A 20,923-nucleotide genomic window follows, 5' to 3' on the forward strand; every position below is an offset into this window, starting at 1 on the left:
GCCGTGCTCCGCTATCTGGCTCGCCGGCTCGGCCAGGCGCTCCTGGTCGTGGCCGGCGTGGTCGTGCTCACGTTCGCGATCATGCGGCTGGTGCCCGGCGACCCGGCGGTCGCGTTCGCCGGGCCGAAGGCCACGCCTGAACAGCTCGCCGAGGCCCGCGCGCGGTTCGGCCTGGACGACCCGCTGCCCGTGCAGCTGCTGAACTACGCGCGCGACCTGGTCACCGGCGACTGGGGGACCAGCCTGCGCACCAGGCAGCCCGTGCGCGACGACCTCTACCTGGCCTTCCCCGCCTCGCTGGAGCTGGTCGGGGCGGCGCTGCTGGTGGCGATCGCGCTGGGCATCCCGCTCGGGGTGCTCGCCGCCCGCCACAAGAGGCGGCTGCCGGACTTCGGCGTACGGCTGGGCAGCATGCTGGCCGTCTCCGTACCGGTCTTCTGGCTGGCCCTGGCGCTGCAGACGGTGTTCGCCGGCAACCTCGGCTGGTTCCCGATCGCCGGCGAGTACGACACCTCGCTCGACACCACCAGCCCGCTCACCCTCTGGACGAACATCACCATCGTCGACGCCCTCATCACCGGCAACTGGCCCATCTTCACCAGCACCCTCGAACACCTGGTGCTGCCCGCCCTGGTCGTGGCCGCCTACCCCACGGGCGTGATCGCCCAGATGACCAGGGCCGCGCTGATCGAGGAGTCGGGCCAGGACCACGCCAGGCTGGAGCGGGCGCTCGGGTTCGGCGAGACGTCGATCCTGACCAGGTTCGCGCTGCGGCCCGCGCTGGGCCCGGTGCTGTCGCTGATCGCGCTGGTCTTCGCGTACGCGATCGTCAACGGCTTCCTCGTCGAGGCCGTCTTCAACTGGCCGGGCCTGGGCCGGTACGCCGCCGAGTCGATCCGCTCGCTGGACACCCCGGGCATCGCGGGCGTCACCCTGCTGGTCGCCCTGGTGTACGTCCTGGCCAACCTGGTCGTGGACATCCTCCAGGGCTTCGTCGATCCCCGTACGAGGTCCCGATGACGACGGATGTGCAACCGCTGCGCCGCGGCCTCCTGCCCCGCGTCCCCGACCGGTTCGCCGTGTTCGGGGCGGTGCTGCTCGCCGTCGTCGTGCTGGCGGCGCTGCTGGCGCCGTGGCTGGCGCCGTACCCGCTGGACGAGCCGCGCCCGCTGGAGCGGCTGCTGCCGCCGAGCGGCGCCCACTGGTTCGGCACCGACCAGGTCGGGCGCGACGTGCTCACCCGCATCCTGTACGGCGGGCGCACCTCGCTGACCATCGCCGTGGCCGTGCTGGGCATCTCGGCGGCCGTCGGGGTGACGCTGGGCGTGGTCGCCGGCTACGCGGGCGGCTGGCTCAGGGACGTGATCATGCGGGTCACGGACGTGTTCCTGGCCTTCCCCGCGCTGCTGCTCTCCCTGGCGCTGGCCGTCGTGCTGCAGCCCAGCGTGAACACCGTGATCCTGGCCATCGCGGTGACCTGGTGGCCGTGGTACACCCGGCTGGCCGCCTCCACGGCGGCCTCGATCGCCACCCGCCCGTACGTGGACGCCGCCCGCTGCCTCGGCGTGCCCGCCCCGCTGATCATCCTGCGGCACGTGCTGCCGAACTCGCTCACCCCCGTCCTGGTGCAGCTCTCGCTGGACGCGGGCGGGGTGATCCTCACCTCGGCGGCGCTGTCGTACCTGGGGCTGGGCGCGCAGGAGCCGACGGCGGAGTGGGGGCTGATGGTGCAGCAGGGGCAGACGCTGTTCACCACGAACTGGTGGGTGGTGGCCTTTCCCGGGCTGGCGATCCTGGTGACGGCGTTCGCGTTCAACGTGCTCGGTGAGGGGCTGCGCAACGCGCTGGATCCCCGAGCGGAGGAGCTCGGCAGGAGAGAGCGACGAAGGAGCCAACGGATGCCGAAGCGGCCGCGACCATGAGCACGCAGGGTGGTCAAGTGATCGAGGTGCGCGACCTCCAGGTGCGGTACGGCGGCCGGCTCGTCGCCGACGTGCCCGAGCTGGACGTGGGCGCGGGGGAGTGCGTGGCGATCGTGGGGGAGAGCGGGTCGGGCAAGTCCACGACGCTGCTCTCGCTCCTCGGCCTCACCGAGAATGCCGAAATTTCGGGACAAGTGCGGGTATGTGGCGTGGACGTGCTCACCGCCTCCCAGAAGGCGCTGCGCGAGATCCGCGGCGCCCGCGCGGCCCTGGTCATGCAGTCGCCGCAGGCCGCCCTCAGCCCCGCCACCCGCCTCGGCACGCTCATGCGCCGCGCGCTCAAGCTGCACGGCAGGCAGGCCACGGACGAGGCCATGGCGCGGGCCCTGGAGGAGGTCGTGCTCGACCGCGAGATCCTGCGCCGCTACCCCCACGAGATCTCCGGCGGCCAGGCCCAGCGCTTCGCCATCGCGCTGGCCATCGCCCTGGGCGCCGAGGTCGTCCTGGCCGACGAGCCCACCAGCGCGCTGGACGTGACCGTGCAGGCCGAGGTGGTCGGCGTGCTGCGGCGGCTGCGGGCCGAGCGGGACCTGGCGCTCCTGCTGGTCTCCCACGACCTGGCCCTCGTCTCGACGATCGCCGACCGGGTGCTCGTCATGAAGGACGGCGCGGTCGTGGAGTCGGGGCCCGCCGCCGAGGTGCTGGCCGAGCCGTCCCACCCCTACACCCGAGAGCTGCTGGAGGCGCTGCCGTGACCACGCTGAGGGCCGAGCGGGTGACGCTCGGGTACGGCCGCCGCCCCGTCGTGCACGAGGTCAGCCTGGACATCACCGAGGGCGGCGTGGGCCTGATCGGGGAGAGCGGCTCGGGCAAGACGACGCTGGCGCGCGCGTTCCTGGGCCTCCTGAGCCCCATGTCCGGAAATATCTGGTACGGCGACCAGGATCTCAAGAAGGCGGACCTGAGGGCGTTCAGGAAGGACGTGCAGCCCGTCTTCCAGGCCGAGGCCCTCGACCCCCGCATGCGCGTCGGCCACTCGATCGCCGAGGCGCTCCCGCGCTCCGCCCGCGCCCGCGTCGGCGAGCTGATGGAACAGGTCGGCCTCGATCCCGAGCTGGCCGGCCGCCGCCCGCACGAGCTCTCGGGTGGCCAGCGCCAGCGCGTGGTGATCGCCAGGGCGCTGGCCGTCGGCCCCCGCCTGCTCATCCTCGACGAGCCCACCAGCGCGCTCGACGTCACCGTCCAGGCCAGGATCCTCGACCTGCTGGCCTCGCTGGAGACCGAGCGCCTGCTCATCACCCACAACCTGGCCGTCGTGGAGCGGCTCTGCCGTACCTCCCACGTGCTCTTCGCGGGCCGCGTGGTCGAGTCGGGCCCCACCGCGCAGCTCCTGGCGAACCCGGCCCACCCGTACACCAGGGCGCTGCGCGACGCCGTGCCGAAGCTCGGGGGGCCGCCTCCGCAGGCCAGGGGCAGGACGGAGGCGGTCCCGGCGGCGACGGGCTGCCCGTTCAGGCTGCGCTGCCCGCTAGCCGTCCCCGAGTGCGAGCGGGCGCCCGCGACGCGGGACGTGGCAGGCCGCCAGGTGGCCTGTCACCGGGCGGAGGACGTGCTGCTCTCCACCTGACTCTTCAGGTAACCGCACATGTCGTCGGCGAGCTTCTCCATCAGCCGGGCCAGGTCCGCCCGCTCCTGCTCGGGCCAGTCGGCCAGCACGGCCTCGAACCACTGGGAGGCGGCCCGGCGGCAGGCGAGCGCCGCCCGGCCGCCGTCCTCGGTGAGCGCGATGCGCCAGGCCCGCCCGTCGTCGGGGTCGCGTACCCGCTCGACCAGCCCGCGCCGCTCCAGCGCGGCCACGTGCCGCGTCACGTGCGGGCTCTCCACCTGAAGGCTCTCGGCGATCTTCCCGATCCTGCGCGGCTCGTCCGCGTCCAGCAGGTCGACGAGGATCTGGACGTCCGGCCGGTCCAGGCGGATGCCCGCGGCCTGGGTCAGCCGCTCGTGCGTCTTGGCACGGTTGAGTGAGGTCGCGAGCCGGCGATAGGAGTCGACCGTTCGGTGCAGATTCTCGTCCATCCGCTTGATTACCTAACTTACGTATGTATTATCGGTTCTCGGTTACTTACCCAAGTTATCTAAAGGAGCCGACATGGCGACAGTCGTCGTGCCCGCGTCGCGGGCAACGACCAGCCGGAACCCTTGGCCCGCGGTGATCTCACTGGCCTTCGCCGCCTCCATCGCCGCTCTGCAGAACACCGCGGTGGTTCCGCTGCTTCCCGTGCTGCAACGGGAGCTGAACACCTCGTTGAGCGCCGTGAGCTGGACACTCACGCTGAGCCTGCTGGTGGGCGCGGTGTCCACGCCGTTGTTGTCGCGCTTCGGCGACATGTACGGCAGGCGCCGCATGATCCTCGCCGCCCTGACGCTCCTGGTGATCGGCTCGGTCATGGCCGCGCTGGCGACCTCGCTCACCTGGCTGATCGTGGCGCGGGTGCTGCAGGGCTTCGTCTCCGCGCTGGTGCCGCTGTCGATCGGGGTGGTCCGCGACTCCCTGCCCAGGCAGCAGCTCGCCACCGGCATCGGGGTGCTGAGCGCGACCATGGGGTTCGGCAGCGGAGGCGGGATGATCCTGGCCGGGCTCGCCTCCGGCGACTACCACCTGGTCTTCTGGATCACCGGCGGCATCTCGCTGGTGGCGGGCATCGTCGTGGCCTTCCTCGTGCGTGACTCGGCCCCGCCGGTCAAGGGCCGCCCCGACCTGCTCGGCGCGGCGCTGCTGACCGCGTGGCTGGTCGCGCTGCTGCTGGCCGTCAGCGAGGGCGGCTCATGGGGCTGGACCTCGCCGGGCGTGCTCGGGCTCTTCGGCGCCGCGGTCGTGCTGGCGGTCGTCTGGGTGCTGGTCGAGCGCAGGGTGGCCGAGCCGCTGGTGGAGATGGCGATGCTGGTGCACAGGGGAACGGTCGGCGCGACGGTGTCCTCGTTCCTGCTCGGGTTCTCGTTCTTCACCCTGCTGACCGGCATGTCCGGCTTCGCCCAGGCGTCCGAGGCGGCGGGCGGGCTCGCGGCCACCACCCTCCAGGTCGGCGTCTACCTGCTGCCGAGCACGCTCTTCATGCTGGTGATCTCGCTGTTCGCGGGCCGGATCATGCGCAGGCTCCCGGCGGCCGCCATGGTGGCGATCGGCTCGGGCGTCACCGCGCTGGCCGGGCTCTGGCTGGTGATCCAGCACACGGCCCCGGCGCACCTGTACGTGGCGTCCTCGCTGATGGGCGTGGGCCTCGGCGTCGGCTACGCGGCGCTGGGCACCATGGCCGTGGAGCACGTGGCTCCGGAGAGGACCGCCGTGGCGGCGGGGGTGAACGCGCTGGTGCGCATCGTGGGCGGCAGCGTGGCCGGCGCCGCGATCGCCGCCGTGCTCGCCGCGGGCGGCGGCTACCCCTGGGTCTTCGGGGCAGCCGCCGGAGCGGGCGTCGTGGCCGCGCTGTTCGCGGCCGGGTACGGCTATCTCAACCGCAGGCCGGTCACAGCGCCTTCAGGCCACTGATCACTTCCAGCAGCACCTTGGCGTCCGGGGCCGGCGGCGGCAGCTCGACCTGCACGAGTTGCTGGGCGTGCAGGTCGCCGACCAGCACCCGGACCACGCCGATGGGCAGGTTCAGCTCGGCCGCCACGTCCACCAGCCGCGTGGGCTGGGTGCACTTCTGCAGGATGATGAGGTGTTCGGGGTCGAGGCCGCGGGGCGGCGTGAGGCCGCCGGCGGTGATGATGACCGCGATGAGGTCGATGGCCTCGCTCGCGGGCACCGTGCGGCCCCTGGTCAGCAGGTAGGCGGGGACGATCGGACCGGCGTCCTCGTCCAGCCAGCGCTCTTCAGTCACTTCGCACCACCCGCATGGGGCGAGCGGCGGGCTCCTTCTGCACGGCGATCGCCGGGGCTTCTGGCTCCGGCTCTGCCACGTGCTCTTCCGGGATCAACACGATCGCGGTGGTCCCTCCATATGGTGAACCGCGCAACGTCACGCGGATGTCGTGCCTGGCGGCCAGGCGGGAGACGACGAAGAGGCCGAGCCGGTCACTGTCGGCCAGGTCGAACTCCGGCGGGCTGGCCAGCCGCTCGTTGTAGTCGGCCAGCTCTTCTGGTTCCATCCCGAATCCCCGGTCCTCGACCTCGAAGGCGAAGCCCCGGGCCGTCCCCTCACCGCGCACGATGACCGAGGTGTGCGCGGGGGAGTAGACGGTGGCGTTCTCTATCAGCTCGGCGATGAGGTGGATCACGTCGCCGACCACGGCGCCGGCCAGGCGCTGGCCGGACATCGGCTCGACGACGACGCGCTGGTAGTCCTCCACCTCGGCGGCGGCGCCGCGGGCCACGTCCAGCAGCGGCACCGGCCGGCTCCAGCCGCGTCCCGGCGTGGCGCCCGACAGGATGATCAGGCCTTCCGCGTGGCGGCGCATGCGCGTCGTCAGGTGGTCCAGTTTGAACAGGTCGTCGAGCTGCTCGGGGTCGGTGGCCCGGTGCTGCATGTCGGCGAGCTGGATGCGCTGGCGGTGCAGCAGCGTCTGGCTGCGCCTGGCCAGGTTGCGGAAGACGTGCCCCACACCCTCGCTGAGCTGCGCCTGGCCGACCGCGGCCTCCACCGCCGTCTGCTGCACGGTGGAGAACGCCTGGCCCACGTCGTCGATCTCGACCGTGGTGCTGGCCAGGGACAGCTCGGGCATCTCGACCTTCTCGCCCCTACGCAGCTTGGCGACCACGTGCGGCAGCCGCTCCTGCGACACCTCCAGCGCCGCCAGCCGCAGCGCGCCGAGCTCCTTCGACAGGCGGTCGCCCATGCGCAGGGAGAACGCGATCGACACGATCACCAGCGCGAGCGCCGTGCCCGCCAGCAGGAACGCCCGCGACAGCACCTCGTCGGCCACCGGTTCGGCCCGCTCGTTCAGCAGCGTGCTGGCCTTCAGCTGGGCCTCGTTGAACGACTTGGCCAGCCCCTCGGTGGTACTCAGCCAGCCCTGCGGCGTGCCCCCGGCGATGATCTGGTCCTCCATCATCCGCATCCGCTGGTAGGCGGGAGAGCTGATGAGGGCGACCTGGGGGTCGCGCAGCGCCGGGTCGAGCTCCGCGAGCCCCTGGTCGATGAGGAAGCGCCGGTTGCCCGCGATCTGGGTGAACAGCCTGCGCTCGGCCGCGTTGACCGGGCCGAGGCCGATGGCCTGCTCCCTGCTCAGCAGCTCCCTGGCGTAGCCCATGTCGATGACCACGCGCGACTGCTCGTAGATCGGGATGTCGTCGATCAGCGCGACCTTGCGGTGCAGGCCGTACAGGGAGTCGACGATCGCGTTGTACGCCTCCACGCTGTGCAGACGGTCCGACAGGCCCGCGTCGATCTCCCCACGGACCGAGTCGAGCCTGTCGAGTTGCGTGTACACCGCGTCCACCTGTGTGCGGATCTCTTCCGATCTGTCCTTGGAGGTGCTGGAGAGCTGGGTGAAGGAGTCGCGGGCGGCGTCGGTCCTGGTGCGCTGCGCGGCGACGGTGGATTCGTCCGCCACGTTACGCAGGAGCTGGGCCGAGCTGAGACGTTCGCGTTGGATCTCGCTGATCAGTTTGTACGCGGGCAGGCGGAGGTTCGTCCAGACCGTCTTGTATTGACGCAGCTCCAGGCTCTCACCGGCGGTGACGGCGGTGATGACCCCCCACAACACCACCATGGAGGTCAGCGGCACCAGTAGTAGTCCGATGATCTTCATGCGGATCGTTCGGCTACGACCCATGGCACCTCACTCCGGTCGGTCCCAAGCTGGCAACCCCGGACGGGACAAGCCCCGAGAATAGCAATTCGATCACCTGAATGCCCAATTTTTCGGGACTTTTGGACACGTGTCACGCCTCTACGGGATCTTGGAGTAGGTTTCCCGGGAATCACATCGGCCACAGAGGGAGCCTGCGTTGCGCCGTCGACTCGTAGCGGCCGCCGCGCTCGTCCTCCTGGCGGCCTGCTCGACCCCCCAAGAGCCGCAGCGGGCGCCGGCGGGGGAGTCACCCTTCGTCTACGTCAAGAACACCGACATCGTCACCGAGTGGGACCCCAGCCGCTCCTACTCCAACGAGATCATCGCCTTCCAGAACGTCTACGAGACCCTCACGCTCTGGAACCCCGTCACCAAGAAGTCCGCCCCCCGCCTGGCCACGTCCTGGCGCTCCTCCGCCGACGGCCGTACCTGGACCTTCTCCCTGCGCTCCGGCGTCACCTTCCACACCGGCAGGCCGCTGGACGCCGAGGCGGTCAAGGCGTCCATCGAGCGCACGATGAGGGCCAAGACCGGCGCCTCCTACATCTGGGACGCCGTCTCCTCCATCAGGGTCGAGGGGCCGCTCACGGTGACGTTCGCGCTGAAGTACCCCGTGCCGCTGGACCTGGTGGCCTCCGCCGGGTACGCGGCCTACATCTACGACACCAAGGCCGCCCCCGACCTGGCCGCCTTCTTCCGGCAGGGCAGGGACGCCGGGTCCGGCCCGTACACGGTGACGAAGTGGAACCAGGGCAAGGAGGACGAGCTCACGCTCTCGGCGTACGACGGGTACTGGGGCGGCTGGCGGCGCCCGCACTACAACACGATCAAGTACAAGGTCGTGCCCGACACCGAGCGGGCGTACCGGATGTTGCAGAGCGGCGAGGCCAGCTTCGTCGACCGGCTCGACCCGCGGCTGTTCGCCCGCGCCTCCGCCGCGCCCGGGCTGCGCACCTCCGACCGGCCGTCGTTCACGACGGCCATGATGTTGTTCAACACGGCCTCCGGGCCGATGAAGGACATCAGGATCCGCAAGGCCGTCCAGAAGGCCGTCGACTACCAGGGCCTGGTCAAGGCGCTCAAGGGCTCGGTGATGCCGGCCAGCGGCGTCGTGCCGGAAGGGCTGCTCGGCCACGTGCCCGGCCGGATCCCCGAGCAGGACCTCGCCGGCGCCACCCGGCTGCTCCAGCAGGCCGGCTACGGCCCCGGCGGCCGGCCGCTGCGCCTGCGGCTGACCTACGGCGAGGGCGAGGCCGACGAGCAGGTGCTCGCCCGGCGGCTACGGGCCACGCTGCGCAAGCTGAACGTCACCCTCGAAGCCCGGGGCATGCACTGGAACGCCCAGTGGGAGCTGGGCAAGAAGCGCGGCCAGGACATCTTCGTCATGTACTGGTGGCCCGACTACGCCGACGGCTACTCCTACTTCGGCCAGGTCTTCCACAGCGCGAACCCGCCCGTGTTCAACCTGTCCTACCTCAACGACCGGACCCTCGACGCGCTGCTCGGCACGGTGCCGGAGCTGACGGTGACCGACAAGCCGGCGGCGCAGCGGGCGTACGAGCAGGCCACGACGCGCGTGCTGGACCAGCGGGCGGCCGCCGCGCTGCCCTGGGTGGTCAAGGCGCGGCGGGCCTACCTGGGCGGCATCCAGGGCTACGAGGACAACCCCGCCTACCCGGACGTGGTCTTCGGCTACGACCTGCGGCCCTCGGGCTGATCGTCCGCCACCCGTTCGCGCAGCCGCGCCCTGATCTCCTCGGGCGTGTACGCGCGGCGCCGCCGCTCCGCCCGCGCGATCACCACTCCCGTGGCCGCCACACCCATGATTCCGGCCAATCCGAGCATCTTCCACCAGCGCATGTTGCCTAGGCTAGCCCTGTGCTGACTCTCGACGAGGCCGTCAAGTTGACGAGGACCGGCGACCTGTGGATCTTCCGCGGCCGCTCCGTGCCCGACCGCGCCATCCAGACCATGACCAACAGCCCGGTCAACCACGTGGGCATGGCCATCGTGATCGAGGACATGCCGCCGATGATGTGGCACGCCGAGCTCGGCAAGTCCCTGCTCGACCTGTGGTCCGGCACCCACCAGCGCGGCGTGCAGCTCCACGACCTGCGTGCCGCCGTGACCGTGTGGGCCGACCGCTACGACCAGCGGGCCTGGCTGCGCCAGCTCGACCCCGAGGCCACCCCCGAGATGGAGGACGCCGCCCTGCGCACGGTGGCCAGGCTCGACGGCACCCCGTTCCCCTCCACCGCCCGGCTGGCCGCGCGCTGGATGCGGGGCCGGGTCCCGCGCAGGAGCCGCAAGGAGCAGACCCTGGAGAGCGCCTACTGCGCCGAGGTGGTGGCCGTCACCTACGAGGCGATGGGGCTGCTGCCCGGCGGGCGCCGCCCCAACTGGTACGACCCCGGCAGGTTCTGGAGCGGCGACGACCTGGAGCTGCTCCTGGGCCGCCGCCTCGGCAACGAGATCACCGTGGGAGTGGAGCGTACCCGGCGGCGGTCCTGACCCTGGCCAGCGGCAGCGTCGCCAGGACGAGCAGGGCCACCAGCCCGAACCCCGCGGCGTACCCGGTGTGCCCCAGCACCAGCCCGAACCCCATCGCCCCCGCGCCCATGCCCGCGTCGTAGGCCAGGTTCCACAGCGCGCTCACCCTGGCGGCGCCGCCCCGCTCGAACATCAGCGCCAGCGTCGCGTTCTGCAGCACCCCGAACCCCGCCCCGAACAGCGCCATCCCGGCCACCACCGCGACCGGGCTGCCGGCCCAGACCTGCAGCGCGACACCGGCGGCGGTGGCGAGCACGCCGGGTACAAGCAGCCCGGCCGAGCCGTGCCGGTCCCCGTGCCTGCCCGCCCACCAGCGGGCCGCGGGCGTGGCCAGCGACTGCACGAGCAGCGCCACCGAGGCCAGCTCCGGCGAGCCCGCCAGCGGCAGGAACGTCACCAGGACGCCCGTCGCGGTCGTCACCGCCGCGAAGACCAGCGCGAGGCTCGCGAGCCCGCCCGCCGCGGGCCCCGCCGCCGACGCGGGCTTCGTGCCGTACGCGGGCCTGGTGGCGGGCAGTCCCAGCACGGCCGGCAGCCCGGCCAGCGGCACCAGCCCCGCCACGGCGAACACCGGCCCGAACCCCAGCGCGTCGCTCGCCCACAACCCCAGCGGCAGCCCGAGCACCGACGGGATGCCGACGGCCACGCCGTACAGGCCCAGACCCTCGCCGCGGCGCTCCTCGGGCACCAGCTCGGCGGTGAGCGCGGTGCCCGCGACCACCAGCACGCCCAGCCCGGCGCCGCGCAGCACGCTGATCCCCAGCACCCAGCTCAGCTCCGCCGACAGCGGCAGCAGCAGCGCGGGCAGGCCGAGCAGCACCAGCCCGAGCCCCATCACCGCCCGATAGCCGAGCCGGGACAGCAGCCACGGGACCGCCAGCTCCGCCGCGACCGTGGCGAGCATCATGGCGCCGGTGACGGACCCGGCGCCGAGCCCGCCACCGCCGCCGGTCGCGGCGTACAGCGGTGCGGAGGAGAAGAGGAGGTAGAAGCCGAGCAGGCCGGCCGTCGAGGCGGCCATCATCAGGTTCATCTCGCGCGTCATCATGCCTTCGACGGTCGCGGAAGCGCGTTCCCGGCACATCGGGCATGATGCGTAGCCGCCTCTTCATAACGGGGCCGCCTCTTCATAATGGGGTGGTGTTCGTGGGACGTGCGGCGGAGCTGGCCCGGCTGACGGCGGCGCGGGAGCGTGCTCCGGGCGTCGTGCTGGTCGTCGGCGAGGCGGGCATCGGCAAGACGCGGCTGGTCGGCGAGTTCGCCTCCGGGGTGGACGCGTTCGTGGCCGAAGGCGGGGCCGATCCGGGTTGCGTGGCGTACGCGCCGTTCGTCCCGGTGCTGCGCGGCCTGGTCAGGCAGTACGGCGCCGGCCTCGTGCCGGGCGGCGGGCGCCGGGGCCTGGCCCGGCTGCTGCCCGAGCTGGGAGAGGTCGAGGAACTGCCGGACCTGGGGCGGGCCCGGCTGTTCGAGGAGGTGCTGCTGCTGGTCGAGCGGTCGGCCGAGCGGCGGCCCCTCGTCCTCGTGCTGGAGGACCTGCACTGGGCCGACCAGGCCAGCGTCGACCTGCTGGTCTTCCTGGCGCGCAACCTGATGGCCCCCGGCGTGCTCGTCGTCGCGACCTCGCGCGAGCCGCTGCGGCTGCCGGGCGCCGAGGTGATCAGGGTGCCGCCGCTCGGGCGGGACGAGGTGGCCCGCCTGCTCGGGCAGGAGCACCAGCCGCAGGACCTCGACCTGATCGTGACGCGCAGCGAGGGCAACCCGCTGTTCGCCGAGGCGCTCGCCGACGCCGGCGCCGCCACGCCCGCCTCGCTGCGGGAGCTGCTGCTCGCCGGGGCCGAGCGGCTGCCCGCCGAGGGGCTGGACGTGCTGCGGATCGCCGCCGTGGCCGGGCGCAGGACGCCGCACGACGTGCTGCGCGCCGTCGCCGGGCTCGACGACCTGGCGCTGGACGAGGCGCTGCGGCCCGTCGTACGCGCCCGGCTGCTGCTCGTGGACGGCGACGGCTACACCTTCCGGCACGCGCTCATCCGCGACGCCGTCTACGACGACCTGCTGCCGGGCGAACGGCGGCGGCTGCACGCCCGCTGCGCCGAGGCCCACCCCGAGCTGGCCGCCGACCACTGGTACGCGGCGGGGGACCGGCGGCGCGCCTTCGAGTCCGCCTGGGCCGCCCGGCGCTGGGAACGGGTGCTGGAGCTGTGGGACCAGGCCGAGAGCGGAACCGATCACGTACAGGTCCTGGAGCTGGCCGCCCGCGACGCCCTGGGCGAGGGCGACACCGAGCGCGCGGAGGAGCTGGCCACCCGCGCGCTGGAGGAGGCGGGCGGCCCGCACTCCGATCCGTTGCGCGCGGCGCGCCTGCTGGAGTTGCGCGTCGCCATCCGCGACCTGCTCGGCGAGGAGGGCCTGGACGACCTGCGCGCGGCCGTACGGCTGGCACCGCGCGAGTCCAGGCTGATCGGCTCCCTGGCCACCGTGCTCGCCTGGAACGGCCAGGACGCCGAGGCCAGGGCCCACGCCGAGGAGGCGCTCGCGCTCGGCGACACCAGATCCCTGACCACCCTGGCCGCCCTCACCGCCCTGGACGGCGACCTCGGGACCGCGTCCAGCCTGTACGCCGAGGCCAGGGCGACCGCGCCCGACGACGACAGCCTGCTCATCACCTACGCCAGCGAGGCCGACGTGCTGGAGGCGGCCGGAGAGCACGCCAGGGCCGAATCCGTCGCCAGGGAGGGCATCGCCAGGGCCCGCCGCCTGGGCCTGGCCAGGTCGAGGGGCGGCCACCTGGCGGCCAACCTGGCCGAGCCCCTGGCGTCCATGGGCCGCTGGAAGGAGGCCCGCGAGGTGATGCGGACCGCGCTCGCGCTCGACCCGCCGCCCATCCACCGCGCCTGGATCCTCATGGTGCTCGGCACCGTCGCCGTCTGGGAGGGCGCGCTCGGCGAGGCAGAGGAGATCGTGGGCCGGGTCAGGCCGCTCATGCGCGGCCGGTCGCGGGGCTACGACTCCTGCCTGGAGCCCGACCTGCTGGAATGCCGGCTCGCCCTGGCCGGCGGCGATCAGCGACGGGCCGGGCGCGTGGTGGACCACGTGCTGGCCGAGCACGACCTCACGCTGAGCCGCCGCTACGCCTGGCCGCTGCTGGCGCTGGCGGCCTCTCTCGGGCGGGTCCGCGAGGCGCCCGGGGGCGTGGCCACGACCGGGCGGGTCCAGCAGGCGCACCGGGCCACGTTCGAGGCCGAGTGCGGCGGTCTCTGGGAGGCGGCCGTGGCGTCCTGGCGGGCGGTCGGGCAGCCGTACGCGCTGGGCCAGACCCTGGTGCGGGCGGCCGAGCAGGACCCCGGGCAGGCCCGCGAGCGGCTGCGCGAGGCGGTCGCGATCGCCGGCGGCCTCGGCTCGGAGCCGCTGCGGCACGCGGCCGAGGCGGCGGCGGCCACGCTGCGGGTGCCACTCGGCGACGAGCCGCTCCTGTCGGCCAGGGAGCGGGAGGTGCTCGTGCTCGTGGCCGAGGGGCTGAGCAACCGGCAGATCGCCGAGCGGCTGTTCATCTCGGCCAGGACGTCGGGCGTGCACGTTTCGAACATCATGGGCAAGCTGGGCGCGTCCTCCCGGGTGGAGGCCGTCGCGCGGGCCCGGCGTACGGGCCTGATCTAATCCGGGCATGAACTCTGTGAACCTCGCCGTGATCGGCGTAGGGAACTGCGTGTCCGCGCTGGTGCAGGGCGTCGAGCACTACCGTGACGGCGACGCCCCCGGCCTGCCCAACCCCATCTGCGCCGGCTACGCGATCTCCCAGGTCCGCTTCACCGCCGCCTTCGACGTCGGCCGGGCCAAGCTCGGCCAGGACCTGTCGCAGGCCATCTGGACCGCGCCGAACAACGCCCGCAGGTTCGCCGACGTGCCGCACCTGGGCGTTCCCGTGGTGGAGGGCATCCTGGCCGACGGCGTCGGCCCCGGGTCGGCCGGCCTGGTCGACCCGCGCGGCGGCGCCACGCCCGCCGAGGTCGCCGCCCACCTGCGGGAGACAGGCAGCCACGTGGTGCTCAACTTCCTGCCGACCGGCGCGCAGCGGGCGGCCGAACTCTACGCGCAGGCCGCGATCGAGGCCGGGTGCGCGTTCGTGAACTGCATGCCGGCCGTGCTGGCCCGCTCGCCCGAATGGCGCGCCCGCTTCGCCGCCGCCGGGCTGCCGCTGGTCGGCGACGACCTGAAGAGCTCGTTCGGCGCCACGCTGGTGCACCGCGCGCTGGTCGACGCCCTGACCGGCAGCGGGGTCCGCCTCACCGGAGGGCACCAGCTCCTCGGCGGCGGCAACATGGACTTCGTCAATCTGGAGGACCCCGGGCGGATGGCGAGCAAGCAGGCGACCAAGGCGACGGGCGCGGGCGCGTCCATCCACGTCGGCGCCCAGTACGTCCCGTTCATGGACGACCGCAAGGTCGCCTACATCAGGCTGGACGGCGAGGGGTTCGGCGGATCCCCGCTGGAGCTGGAGCTGCGCCTGGTCGTCGAGGACTCGCCCAGCGCCGCGGGCAACGCCCTGGACGCCGCGCGGCACGCCAGGCAGGCCATGGACCTGGGCGTCGGCGGGCTGCTGGAGGAGGTGTCGGGTGCGCTGATGAAGGCGGTCTGACCCGTTATGCTCGGCCGGGATGGACATCCGCGTGCTCGGCCCGGTCGAGGTCAGCGAGGGCGGCGCCCAGGTTCCGGTCGAGGGCGCGCAGCAGCAGTGCGTGCTGGGGATGCTGGCGGCCCACCACGGGGCGTACGTGCCGGTGGACCGGCTCATCGACGCCCTGTGGGAGGAGGACCCGCCCAAGACCGCCAAGACCATCGTCCAGCTCAAGGTCTCCCAGCTCCGTAAGACGCTCGGCGAGCGCATCGCCAGCACGACGGCCGGCTACTCCCTGGCCGTCCCCGCGGAGGAGGTGGACCTGGTCCGCTTCCGCCGCCTTGCAGCCGAGGGGCACGCGGCAGGCCGGCCCGAGCTCGCGGTGGCCGCCTGGGAACGGGCGCTGGAGCAGTGGCGCGGCCAGCCGCTGCAGGGCGTCGGCACCGGCTGGGTCGAGCAGCGCGTCCGCATGCCGCTGCTGCGCGAGCTGTGGGACCTGCTGGAGGAGCTGGCCGCCGCCCTCATCGAGCTGGGCCGCCACCGCGAGGTGCCCACGCTGCTGCAGGGCGTCAGGCACGAGGAGCCGCTCAGGGAGACGCCGCACGCGCTGGCCATGACGGCGCTGTGGCACGACGGCCGCACCGCCGAGGCGCTGGAGCTCTTCCACGACGTGCAGCGGCTGCTGGCCAGGGAGCTGGGCGTCGATCCAGGCCCCCGCCTGCGCGACCTGCACCAGCGCATCGTTCAGGGGCACCGGCCGATGGTGCCGCGCCAGCTCCCCAGGGACGTGGCCGGGTTCGTCGGCAGGCGGGCCGAGGCCGAACGGCTGCGGTGCCTGCTGCGCGACGGGCGCGTCGCCGTGGTGACCGGGGCGGCCGGCATCGGCAAGTCCGCGCTGGCCGTGCGCGTCGGCTACCAGGTCGCCCCCTGCTACCCCGACGGCCAGCTGCACGTGGACCTGGGCGGCCACGGCCAGGGCGAGCCGCTGCCGCCCGAGCGGGTGCTGCCCCGCCTGCTCGGCGCGCTCGGCGTGCCCGCGCCCAACGGCGCCGCCGAGCAGCTCGGCCTCTACCGGTCCACGCTGGCCGGCCGCCGCGTGCTCCTCGTCCTCGACAACGCCGCCTCCGCCGAGCAGGTACGCCCCCTGCTGCCGGGCGGCGACACCTGCGGCGTGATCGTCACCAGCCGCGACGCGCTCCGGGGCCTCGCCCTGCAAGGGGCGCAGAGTGTACGGCTCGGCACGCTCAGCCCTGAAGAGGCCCGCGACCTGCTGGCCGGCCTGGTCGGCAGCGAGCCCGTCCAGGCCGACCCCGAGGCCGCCGCCGAGCTGGCCGAGCTCTGCGGCCACCTGCCGCTGGCCCTGGCCATCGCCGGCGCGAACCTCCTCGGCCGGGCCGGCCTGCGCGACTACATCCAGGAGCTGCACGCCGACCGCTGGAGCACGCTGGCCGTCGAGGGCGACGCGCAGGCCACGGTGGCCACGGCGTTCGCCGGCTCGTACGCGGCGCTCCCGCCGGACGCCCAGGTGCTGTTCCGGCGCTTCGGGCTGGTGCCCGGCTGCGACTTCACCGCCGCCTCCGCCGCCCGGCTGGCCGGCGGCGACCCGGGCACGGCCAGGCGGCTGCTGTCCAGGCTCGCCTCGGCCCACCTCGTGGAGGAGCACGCGCCCGGCCGCTACCGGCTGCACGACCTGGTCGCCCTGTACGCCCGCGAGCACTGCACCGAGGGGGACGACGATCCCGCGCCGCTGCACGCGTACTACCTGCACACCGTACGGGCCGCGGGGCGGCTGCTCGCCCCCTCCGTCGAGCTGCTCCCGCTGACCCCCGAGGACCCGCCGGACGACGCCGAACGGTTCGCCGGCGCCGAGGCCGCGAGCACCTGGTTCCGCGCCGAGCAGCTCAACCTGCTCGCCGTGATCGACCACGCCCGAGGCCGGCTGCTGTGGCGGCTGGTGGAGAGCCTGCGGGCCTTCATGTACGACGGCTACCAGCCCGACGTGATCATCGCGCTGGCCGGCCGCGCCCTGGCCGAGGCCGAGCGGGCGGACGACCGCGCCGGGCAGGCCGCGATGCGCCACACGCTGGCCAACGCCTGGTTCATGCTGAACGAGCCGCGCCCCGCCATCCGCCACTCCCAGCTCGCCGCCCGCCTCTACGACGAGATCGGCTGGAAGACCGGCACCCTGCTCGCGCTGAGCAACCTGGTCATGGGCACCACCAGCCTCGGCAACCTGCACGAGAGCCTGGCCAACCACGAGCGCATCATCCGGCTGTGGGAGGCGTTCGAGCCCACGACCAAGCTGGCCATGGCGCTGGAGAACTACGCGATCACCCTGCTGTGGGCCGGCCGCGCCGGCGACGCGCTGGACCGGCAGCTCCGCTCCCTCCGCGTCCGGCAGGCGCTGGCCGAGCCGCCCGGCGGGCAGGCCAGGGCCCACACCGTGCTCGGCGACATCCATCTGACGCTGGGGAACGTCGAGGCCGCCATCGACGCCTTCGACCGGGGCTTGGAGGCGGCGTCCGGCGGCTCCGGGCAGGACCGGGCGGCGGGGCGTCCGGCGGCCGGTGGCTCTCAGGTGGCCCGCACGCTGGCGGGCGCCGCCCTGGCCTGGTACCTCAAGGGCGACGCCGCGCGCGCCGCAGATCTCGCCCGCCTGGCCGTGCGGGCCGCGGGCGAGGACCGCCGGCCGAGCAGCGGGTACGACGAGGCCAGCGGCACGCTCGCCCGCGTGGACGTCTCGCTCGGCCTCGACGAGCGCGTCCGGCTGCTGGAGGACGTGCTGGCCGCCTACCGCGACAGGGCCTACCCCTTCCTCGACACCCGGGCCCGCGTGTGGCTGGCGGAGGTGCTCGTGGAGGGCGGGCGACCGGTCGAGGCCGCCCGCCACGCCCGCCAGGCCCGCGACGCGGCCGTCCGGTACGGCATGCGGCGGCTCGAAGGGCAGGCGCTGACCGTGCTGGCCAGGGCGTGCCCCGACGGCATCCATGACGCGCGGAGAGCCGTGGAGCTGCACCGCGAGTTCGGGCACCGGCTGGACGAGGCGGCGGCGCAGGCCGTACTGGACCGGCTCCTCGACCGGCCCTGAGCCGTCACTGACGAACGGGCCTTTCGCTCAATCAGACCCGAGCCGTGAGCACGGACTCGAACGTGGCCTGGAGCTCCCGCCCCGGGCTCACCCCGAGCTGGTCGGCCAGCAGCCGGCGGGTGCGCTCGTACAGCTCCAGCGCCTCAGCCTGCCTCCCCACCCGGAAGAAGGCCGTCATCAGCAGCGACACCAGCCGCTCGTGGTGCGGCGCGGCGGTAACGATCGCGCGCAGCGGCGCGACGGCCCGCTCCGGCTGGCCCAGCCGCAGCCGCCGGCGGGCCAGCTCCTCGACGGCCGCCAGCCGCGCCTCCTCCAGCTCGACCGCCGCCACCGCCAGCGACGTGCCGCCCCCCGGCTCGCCCAGCGCCGGCCCGAGCCACAGCTCCAGCGCCTCCTCCAGCAGGGCGGCGCCGGCCTCGTCCCCCGCCACGGCGGCCTCGGCCGCGAGCCGGCGGAAACGCAGCACGTCCACCTGCTCGGGGTCCGCCCGCAGCACGTAGCCGGACGCATCGGTCTCCACCTGCGCGCCCACCAGGGTGCGGCGCAGCCTGTACACATGTCCCTGCACGGTCATCCGCGCACTGTCCGGGGGGTCGCCTTCCCACACGGCGTCGATCAGCCGCTCCACCGCTACCGGACGGTTCAGGTCCAGCAGCAGGGCGGCCAGCACGTAACGACGCTTACGCGGCCCGAGCTCCAGGCGGCGTCCCCCGACACAGGCGTCAATGGACCCGAGCAGGCGAAACTCCAAGTGATCCACCCGTCACAGGATGCCGCAGCACGCTAAAACCCGGCTAAATGAGGCCGGGCCGGCGGCGCGTGGGTCCGGTCTGTTAAGCCGGGCCGGCGGTGCGTCGGTTCGGTTTGTTCAGCCGGGCCGGCGGCACCCTGCCCGCTGCGCCAACAGAACGCCAACGGGCTCTGTCAGGGTCTTTGCCTCACGATCTTCGCCTATCAGGAAGAGACGAAAGTTGATCACGAAGAAGGCCGCGATCGCCGCCATGGCAGGCTCGCTCCTCGCGGGCCCGGTCGCCCTCACGGCCATGGCGCAGCCGGGCAACGCCGCTGTCGCCGTCGCCGCCGACGACCGGCTCACCCCGGGCGAGTGGCTGCTGTCCGGGCAGTCGCTGACCTCGGTCGGGGGCCGGTTCAAGCTCGTCCAGCAGTCGCAGGGGAACCTCGTCTTCTACGACGGCACCAAGGCCCTGTGGACCTCGCCCACCGCGGGCAACCCCGGCGCCAAGGCGACCATGCAGAAGGAGGGGAACCTCGTCATCTACAGCGCCTCCAACAAGGCCCTGTGGTCCACGCCGACCGCCGGCAACCCCGGCGCGTACCTGCTGCTGCCCAAGCAGAGCGGCAACCTGGTGATCTACTCCAAGGACAACAAGCCGCTGTGGTCGTCGAAGGCGTACCTCGGCGGCAAGCTGCCCTCAGGGGACGTGCTGCGGGCCGGCCAGTCGATCCAGTCGGCCAACGGGCGCTACAAGCTGATCCAGCAGGAGGAGGGCAACGCGGTCCTGTACGACGGGCAGCGCAGCCTGTTCACCACGCCGACGGCCGGGCACCCGGGCGCCCGCTCGATCATGCAGGCCGAGGGCAACTGGGTGGTGGTCGACCGTAACAACAGGGCGCTGTGGAGCACCAAGACCGCCGGCAACCCCGGCGCCTGGCTCGCGGTCAGCAACGACGGCCGGGTCATCATCTACTCCAAGGACAACAAGCCCCTCTGGACCAGCCGCTGACCACGGCCGCGTGACGGGCCGGGCAACCGTTCCGGCCCGTACTTGCGGGTCTCCTGTGGGCCGTGGTGGCAGGCTGGGGGGATGCGCCTGGCTACCTGGAACGTGAACTCCGTCAAGGCACGGCTGCCCCGGCTGCTCGACTGGCTGGCGGAGACCGCGCCCGACATCGTGTGCCTGCAGGAGACCAAATGCCCCGCGGAGGCGTTCCCGGTGGCGGAGGTGGAGGCACTCGGCTACGCCGCCGCGGCCCACGGCGACGGCCGCTGGAACGGTGTCGCGCTGCTGTCCAGGGCCGGGCTGTCGGAGGTGACGTTCAGCTTCCCCGGCGAGCCCGGCTTCGGAGAGCTCGAAGGGGTCGGCGCCGCCCGCCCCGAAGCCCGCGCCATCGGCGCGACCTGCGGCGGGATGCGCGTCTGGTCCCTGTACGCGCCCAACGGCCGCACGCCCGACTCGCCCCACTACGCCTACAAGCTCGACTGGTTCGCCGCGCTGCGCGACGCGCTGGCCGCCGAGGTGGCCGCCGGGCCCGTGGTGGCCTGCGGCGACTACAACGTGGCGCCGACGGACGCCGACGTGTGGGATCCCGCCCTCTTCGCCGGAGCCACCCACGTCACGCCCGCAGAACGCCAGGCGCTGGCCGAGCTGCGCGCCCTCGGGCTGCACGACGTGGTGCCCACGCCGATGAAGGGGCCGCATCCGTTCACGTACTGGGACTACCGGGCCGGGATGTTCCACCAGAACAAGGGGATGCGGATCGACCTCGTGTACGCGAGCGGGGACGTGGCCGGGCGGGTGCGGTCCGCGTACGTGGACCGGGAGGCCCGCAAGGGGAAGGGGCCGTCGGATCACGCGCCGATCGTGGTTGACCTGGACACATAAATATAGTCACAAATCGCTGTCGTCCGAGTATCGTGTGTTCTCACAGTTTCGGGGGCTGTAAGCAACTTCAGAGGACCACAGGGGGGATTCCCGTGGAATCTGCAGACGGCCGCGTCATCTTATTCATCCTGATCGGGCTCGCCGTGTTCGCCCTGGGACGCCGGTTCCAGGCGATGATCATCATGCGGCAGGTGTACAAGCAGAGCGCCAGGCAGGTGACGGCGCGGAGGACGACGGCGCACAACGCCACCAAGTCGATGATCGGGGTCACCCTGGTGGTGATCTTCGTGATCTGGCTCGTGCTCAACCTCAACCGCATCATGTAGGCGGGGCGCGC

19 protein-coding genes are annotated in these 20,923 nt (G+C 73.0%); 13 read left to right on the plus strand and 6 right to left on the minus strand.

The genetic code is table 11. From position 1 onward, the window contains the following. Positions 1-3 precede the first annotated feature (3 nt). From HD593_RS08150 to HD593_RS08165, 4 genes are read left to right on the plus strand one after another with little or no spacing between them, the layout of a single operon-like run. Positions 4-1,020 (plus strand): ABC transporter permease, encoded by a 1,017-nt coding sequence (locus tag HD593_RS08150; RefSeq protein ID WP_185101583.1) that lies wholly within the window; start codon positions 4-6, stop codon positions 1,018-1,020. Beyond that, a complete protein-coding gene (locus HD593_RS08155) occupies positions 1,017-1,922 on the plus strand; it encodes an ABC transporter permease (protein ID WP_185101584.1) in 906 nt (301 codons plus the stop codon). Before HD593_RS08150 ends, HD593_RS08155 begins: the two co-directional genes overlap by 4 nt. After that, entirely contained in the window at positions 1,919-2,677 is a 759-nt protein-coding gene (locus HD593_RS08160; protein ID WP_221524652.1) for an ATP-binding cassette domain-containing protein, read from the plus strand. The genes HD593_RS08155 and HD593_RS08160 overlap by 4 nt, the downstream gene beginning before the upstream one ends. Further along, positions 2,674-3,549 (plus strand): ABC transporter ATP-binding protein, encoded by an 876-nt coding sequence (locus HD593_RS08165; RefSeq protein ID WP_185101585.1) that lies wholly within the window; start codon positions 2,674-2,676, stop codon positions 3,547-3,549. The genes HD593_RS08160 and HD593_RS08165 overlap by 4 nt, the downstream gene beginning before the upstream one ends. Here HD593_RS08165 and HD593_RS08170 read toward each other — a convergent pair. Then, positions 3,516-3,998, minus strand: a complete 483-nt coding sequence (locus HD593_RS08170) for a MarR family winged helix-turn-helix transcriptional regulator (protein WP_185101586.1) — start codon at positions 3,996-3,998, stop codon at positions 3,516-3,518. The two genes, HD593_RS08165 and HD593_RS08170, sit on opposite strands and share 34 nt — an antisense overlap. A gap of 73 nt (positions 3,999-4,071) precedes the next feature. Between HD593_RS08170 and HD593_RS08175 the strand changes: the two genes are divergently transcribed. Next, positions 4,072-5,466, plus strand: a complete 1,395-nt coding sequence (locus HD593_RS08175) for an MFS transporter (RefSeq protein ID WP_185101587.1) — start codon at positions 4,072-4,074, stop codon at positions 5,464-5,466. Here the strand turns inward: HD593_RS08175 and HD593_RS08180 are convergent. Both HD593_RS08180 and HD593_RS08185 read right to left on the minus strand, forming a co-directional pair. Next, entirely contained in the window at positions 5,444-5,800 is a 357-nt protein-coding gene (locus HD593_RS08180) for a DUF742 domain-containing protein (protein WP_043630385.1), read from the minus strand. The two genes, HD593_RS08175 and HD593_RS08180, sit on opposite strands and share 23 nt — an antisense overlap. Next, positions 5,793-7,694 (minus strand): sensor histidine kinase, encoded by a 1,902-nt coding sequence (locus tag HD593_RS08185; protein ID WP_246546387.1) that lies wholly within the window; start codon positions 7,692-7,694, stop codon positions 5,793-5,795. Before HD593_RS08185 ends, HD593_RS08180 begins: the two co-directional genes overlap by 8 nt. 175 nt (positions 7,695-7,869) lie before the next feature. Here HD593_RS08185 and HD593_RS08190 point away from each other — a divergent pair, with 175 nt between their 5' ends. Then, positions 7,870-9,429 (plus strand): ABC transporter substrate-binding protein, encoded by a 1,560-nt coding sequence (locus HD593_RS08190; RefSeq protein WP_185101588.1) that lies wholly within the window; start codon positions 7,870-7,872, stop codon positions 9,427-9,429. On the opposite strand, the gene HD593_RS08195 is transcribed toward HD593_RS08190, so the two are convergent. Beyond that, positions 9,405-9,572, minus strand: a complete 168-nt coding sequence (locus tag HD593_RS08195) for a hypothetical protein (RefSeq protein ID WP_185101589.1) — start codon at positions 9,570-9,572, stop codon at positions 9,405-9,407. The two genes, HD593_RS08190 and HD593_RS08195, sit on opposite strands and share 25 nt — an antisense overlap. Before the next feature lie 18 nt (positions 9,573-9,590). Between HD593_RS08195 and HD593_RS08200 the strand changes: the two genes are divergently transcribed. Further along, positions 9,591-10,223 carry a hypothetical protein gene (locus HD593_RS08200; protein ID WP_185101590.1) on the plus strand — a complete coding sequence of 211 codons (633 nt, stop codon included), beginning with the start codon at positions 9,591-9,593 and terminating at the stop codon, positions 10,221-10,223. Here HD593_RS08200 and HD593_RS08205 read toward each other — a convergent pair. Further along, positions 10,186-11,310 (minus strand): MFS transporter, encoded by a 1,125-nt coding sequence (locus tag HD593_RS08205; RefSeq protein ID WP_221524653.1) that lies wholly within the window; start codon positions 11,308-11,310, stop codon positions 10,186-10,188. The two genes, HD593_RS08200 and HD593_RS08205, sit on opposite strands and share 38 nt — an antisense overlap. Positions 11,311-11,402: 92 nt before the next feature. On the opposite strand from HD593_RS08205, the gene HD593_RS63265 reads away from it, so the two are divergent. The 3 genes from HD593_RS63265 to HD593_RS08220 are packed head-to-tail and all read left to right on the plus strand — an operon-like array spanning position 11,403 to position 17,962. Continuing rightward, positions 11,403-13,916 (plus strand): ATP-binding protein, encoded by a 2,514-nt coding sequence (locus HD593_RS63265; RefSeq protein ID WP_185101592.1) that lies wholly within the window; start codon positions 11,403-11,405, stop codon positions 13,914-13,916. Positions 13,917-13,923: 7 nt separating this feature from the next. Further along, positions 13,924-14,895: an inositol-3-phosphate synthase gene (locus HD593_RS08215; protein ID WP_185101593.1), complete on the plus strand. Its 972-nt coding sequence runs from the start codon at positions 13,924-13,926 to the stop codon at positions 14,893-14,895. Between the two features lie 19 nt (positions 14,896-14,914). Then, on the plus strand, positions 14,915-17,962 hold the full coding sequence (locus HD593_RS08220; RefSeq protein WP_185101594.1) for an AfsR/SARP family transcriptional regulator: 3,048 nt from the start codon (positions 14,915-14,917) through the stop codon (positions 17,960-17,962). Positions 17,963-17,993: 31 nt separating this feature from the next. Here HD593_RS08220 and HD593_RS08225 read toward each other — a convergent pair whose 3' ends face one another. After that, positions 17,994-18,722 carry an AfsR/SARP family transcriptional regulator gene (locus tag HD593_RS08225; protein WP_185101595.1) on the minus strand — a complete coding sequence of 243 codons (729 nt, stop codon included), beginning with the start codon at positions 18,720-18,722 and terminating at the stop codon, positions 17,994-17,996. A gap of 211 nt (positions 18,723-18,933) precedes the next feature. On the opposite strand from HD593_RS08225, the gene HD593_RS08230 reads away from it, so the two are divergent. From HD593_RS08230 to HD593_RS08240, 3 genes are all read left to right on the plus strand, one after another. Then, the gene (locus tag HD593_RS08230) at positions 18,934-19,707 is read left to right on the plus strand and encodes a hypothetical protein (protein ID WP_185101596.1); all 774 of its coding nucleotides are present in this window, start codon (positions 18,934-18,936) and stop codon (positions 19,705-19,707) included. Between the two features lie 81 nt (positions 19,708-19,788). Continuing rightward, complete coding sequence (locus HD593_RS08235) at positions 19,789-20,586, plus strand: exodeoxyribonuclease III (RefSeq protein ID WP_185101597.1); 798 nt, start codon at positions 19,789-19,791, stop codon at positions 20,584-20,586. Positions 20,587-20,678: 92 nt separating this feature from the next. Beyond that, entirely contained in the window at positions 20,679-20,912 is a 234-nt protein-coding gene (locus tag HD593_RS08240) for a hypothetical protein (RefSeq protein WP_185101598.1), read from the plus strand. Positions 20,913-20,923 lie beyond the last annotated feature (11 nt).

Origin of the sequence: Nonomuraea rubra (assembly GCF_014207985.1) — a bacterium.
Lineage (GTDB): Bacteria > Actinomycetota > Actinomycetes > Streptosporangiales > Streptosporangiaceae > Nonomuraea > Nonomuraea rubra.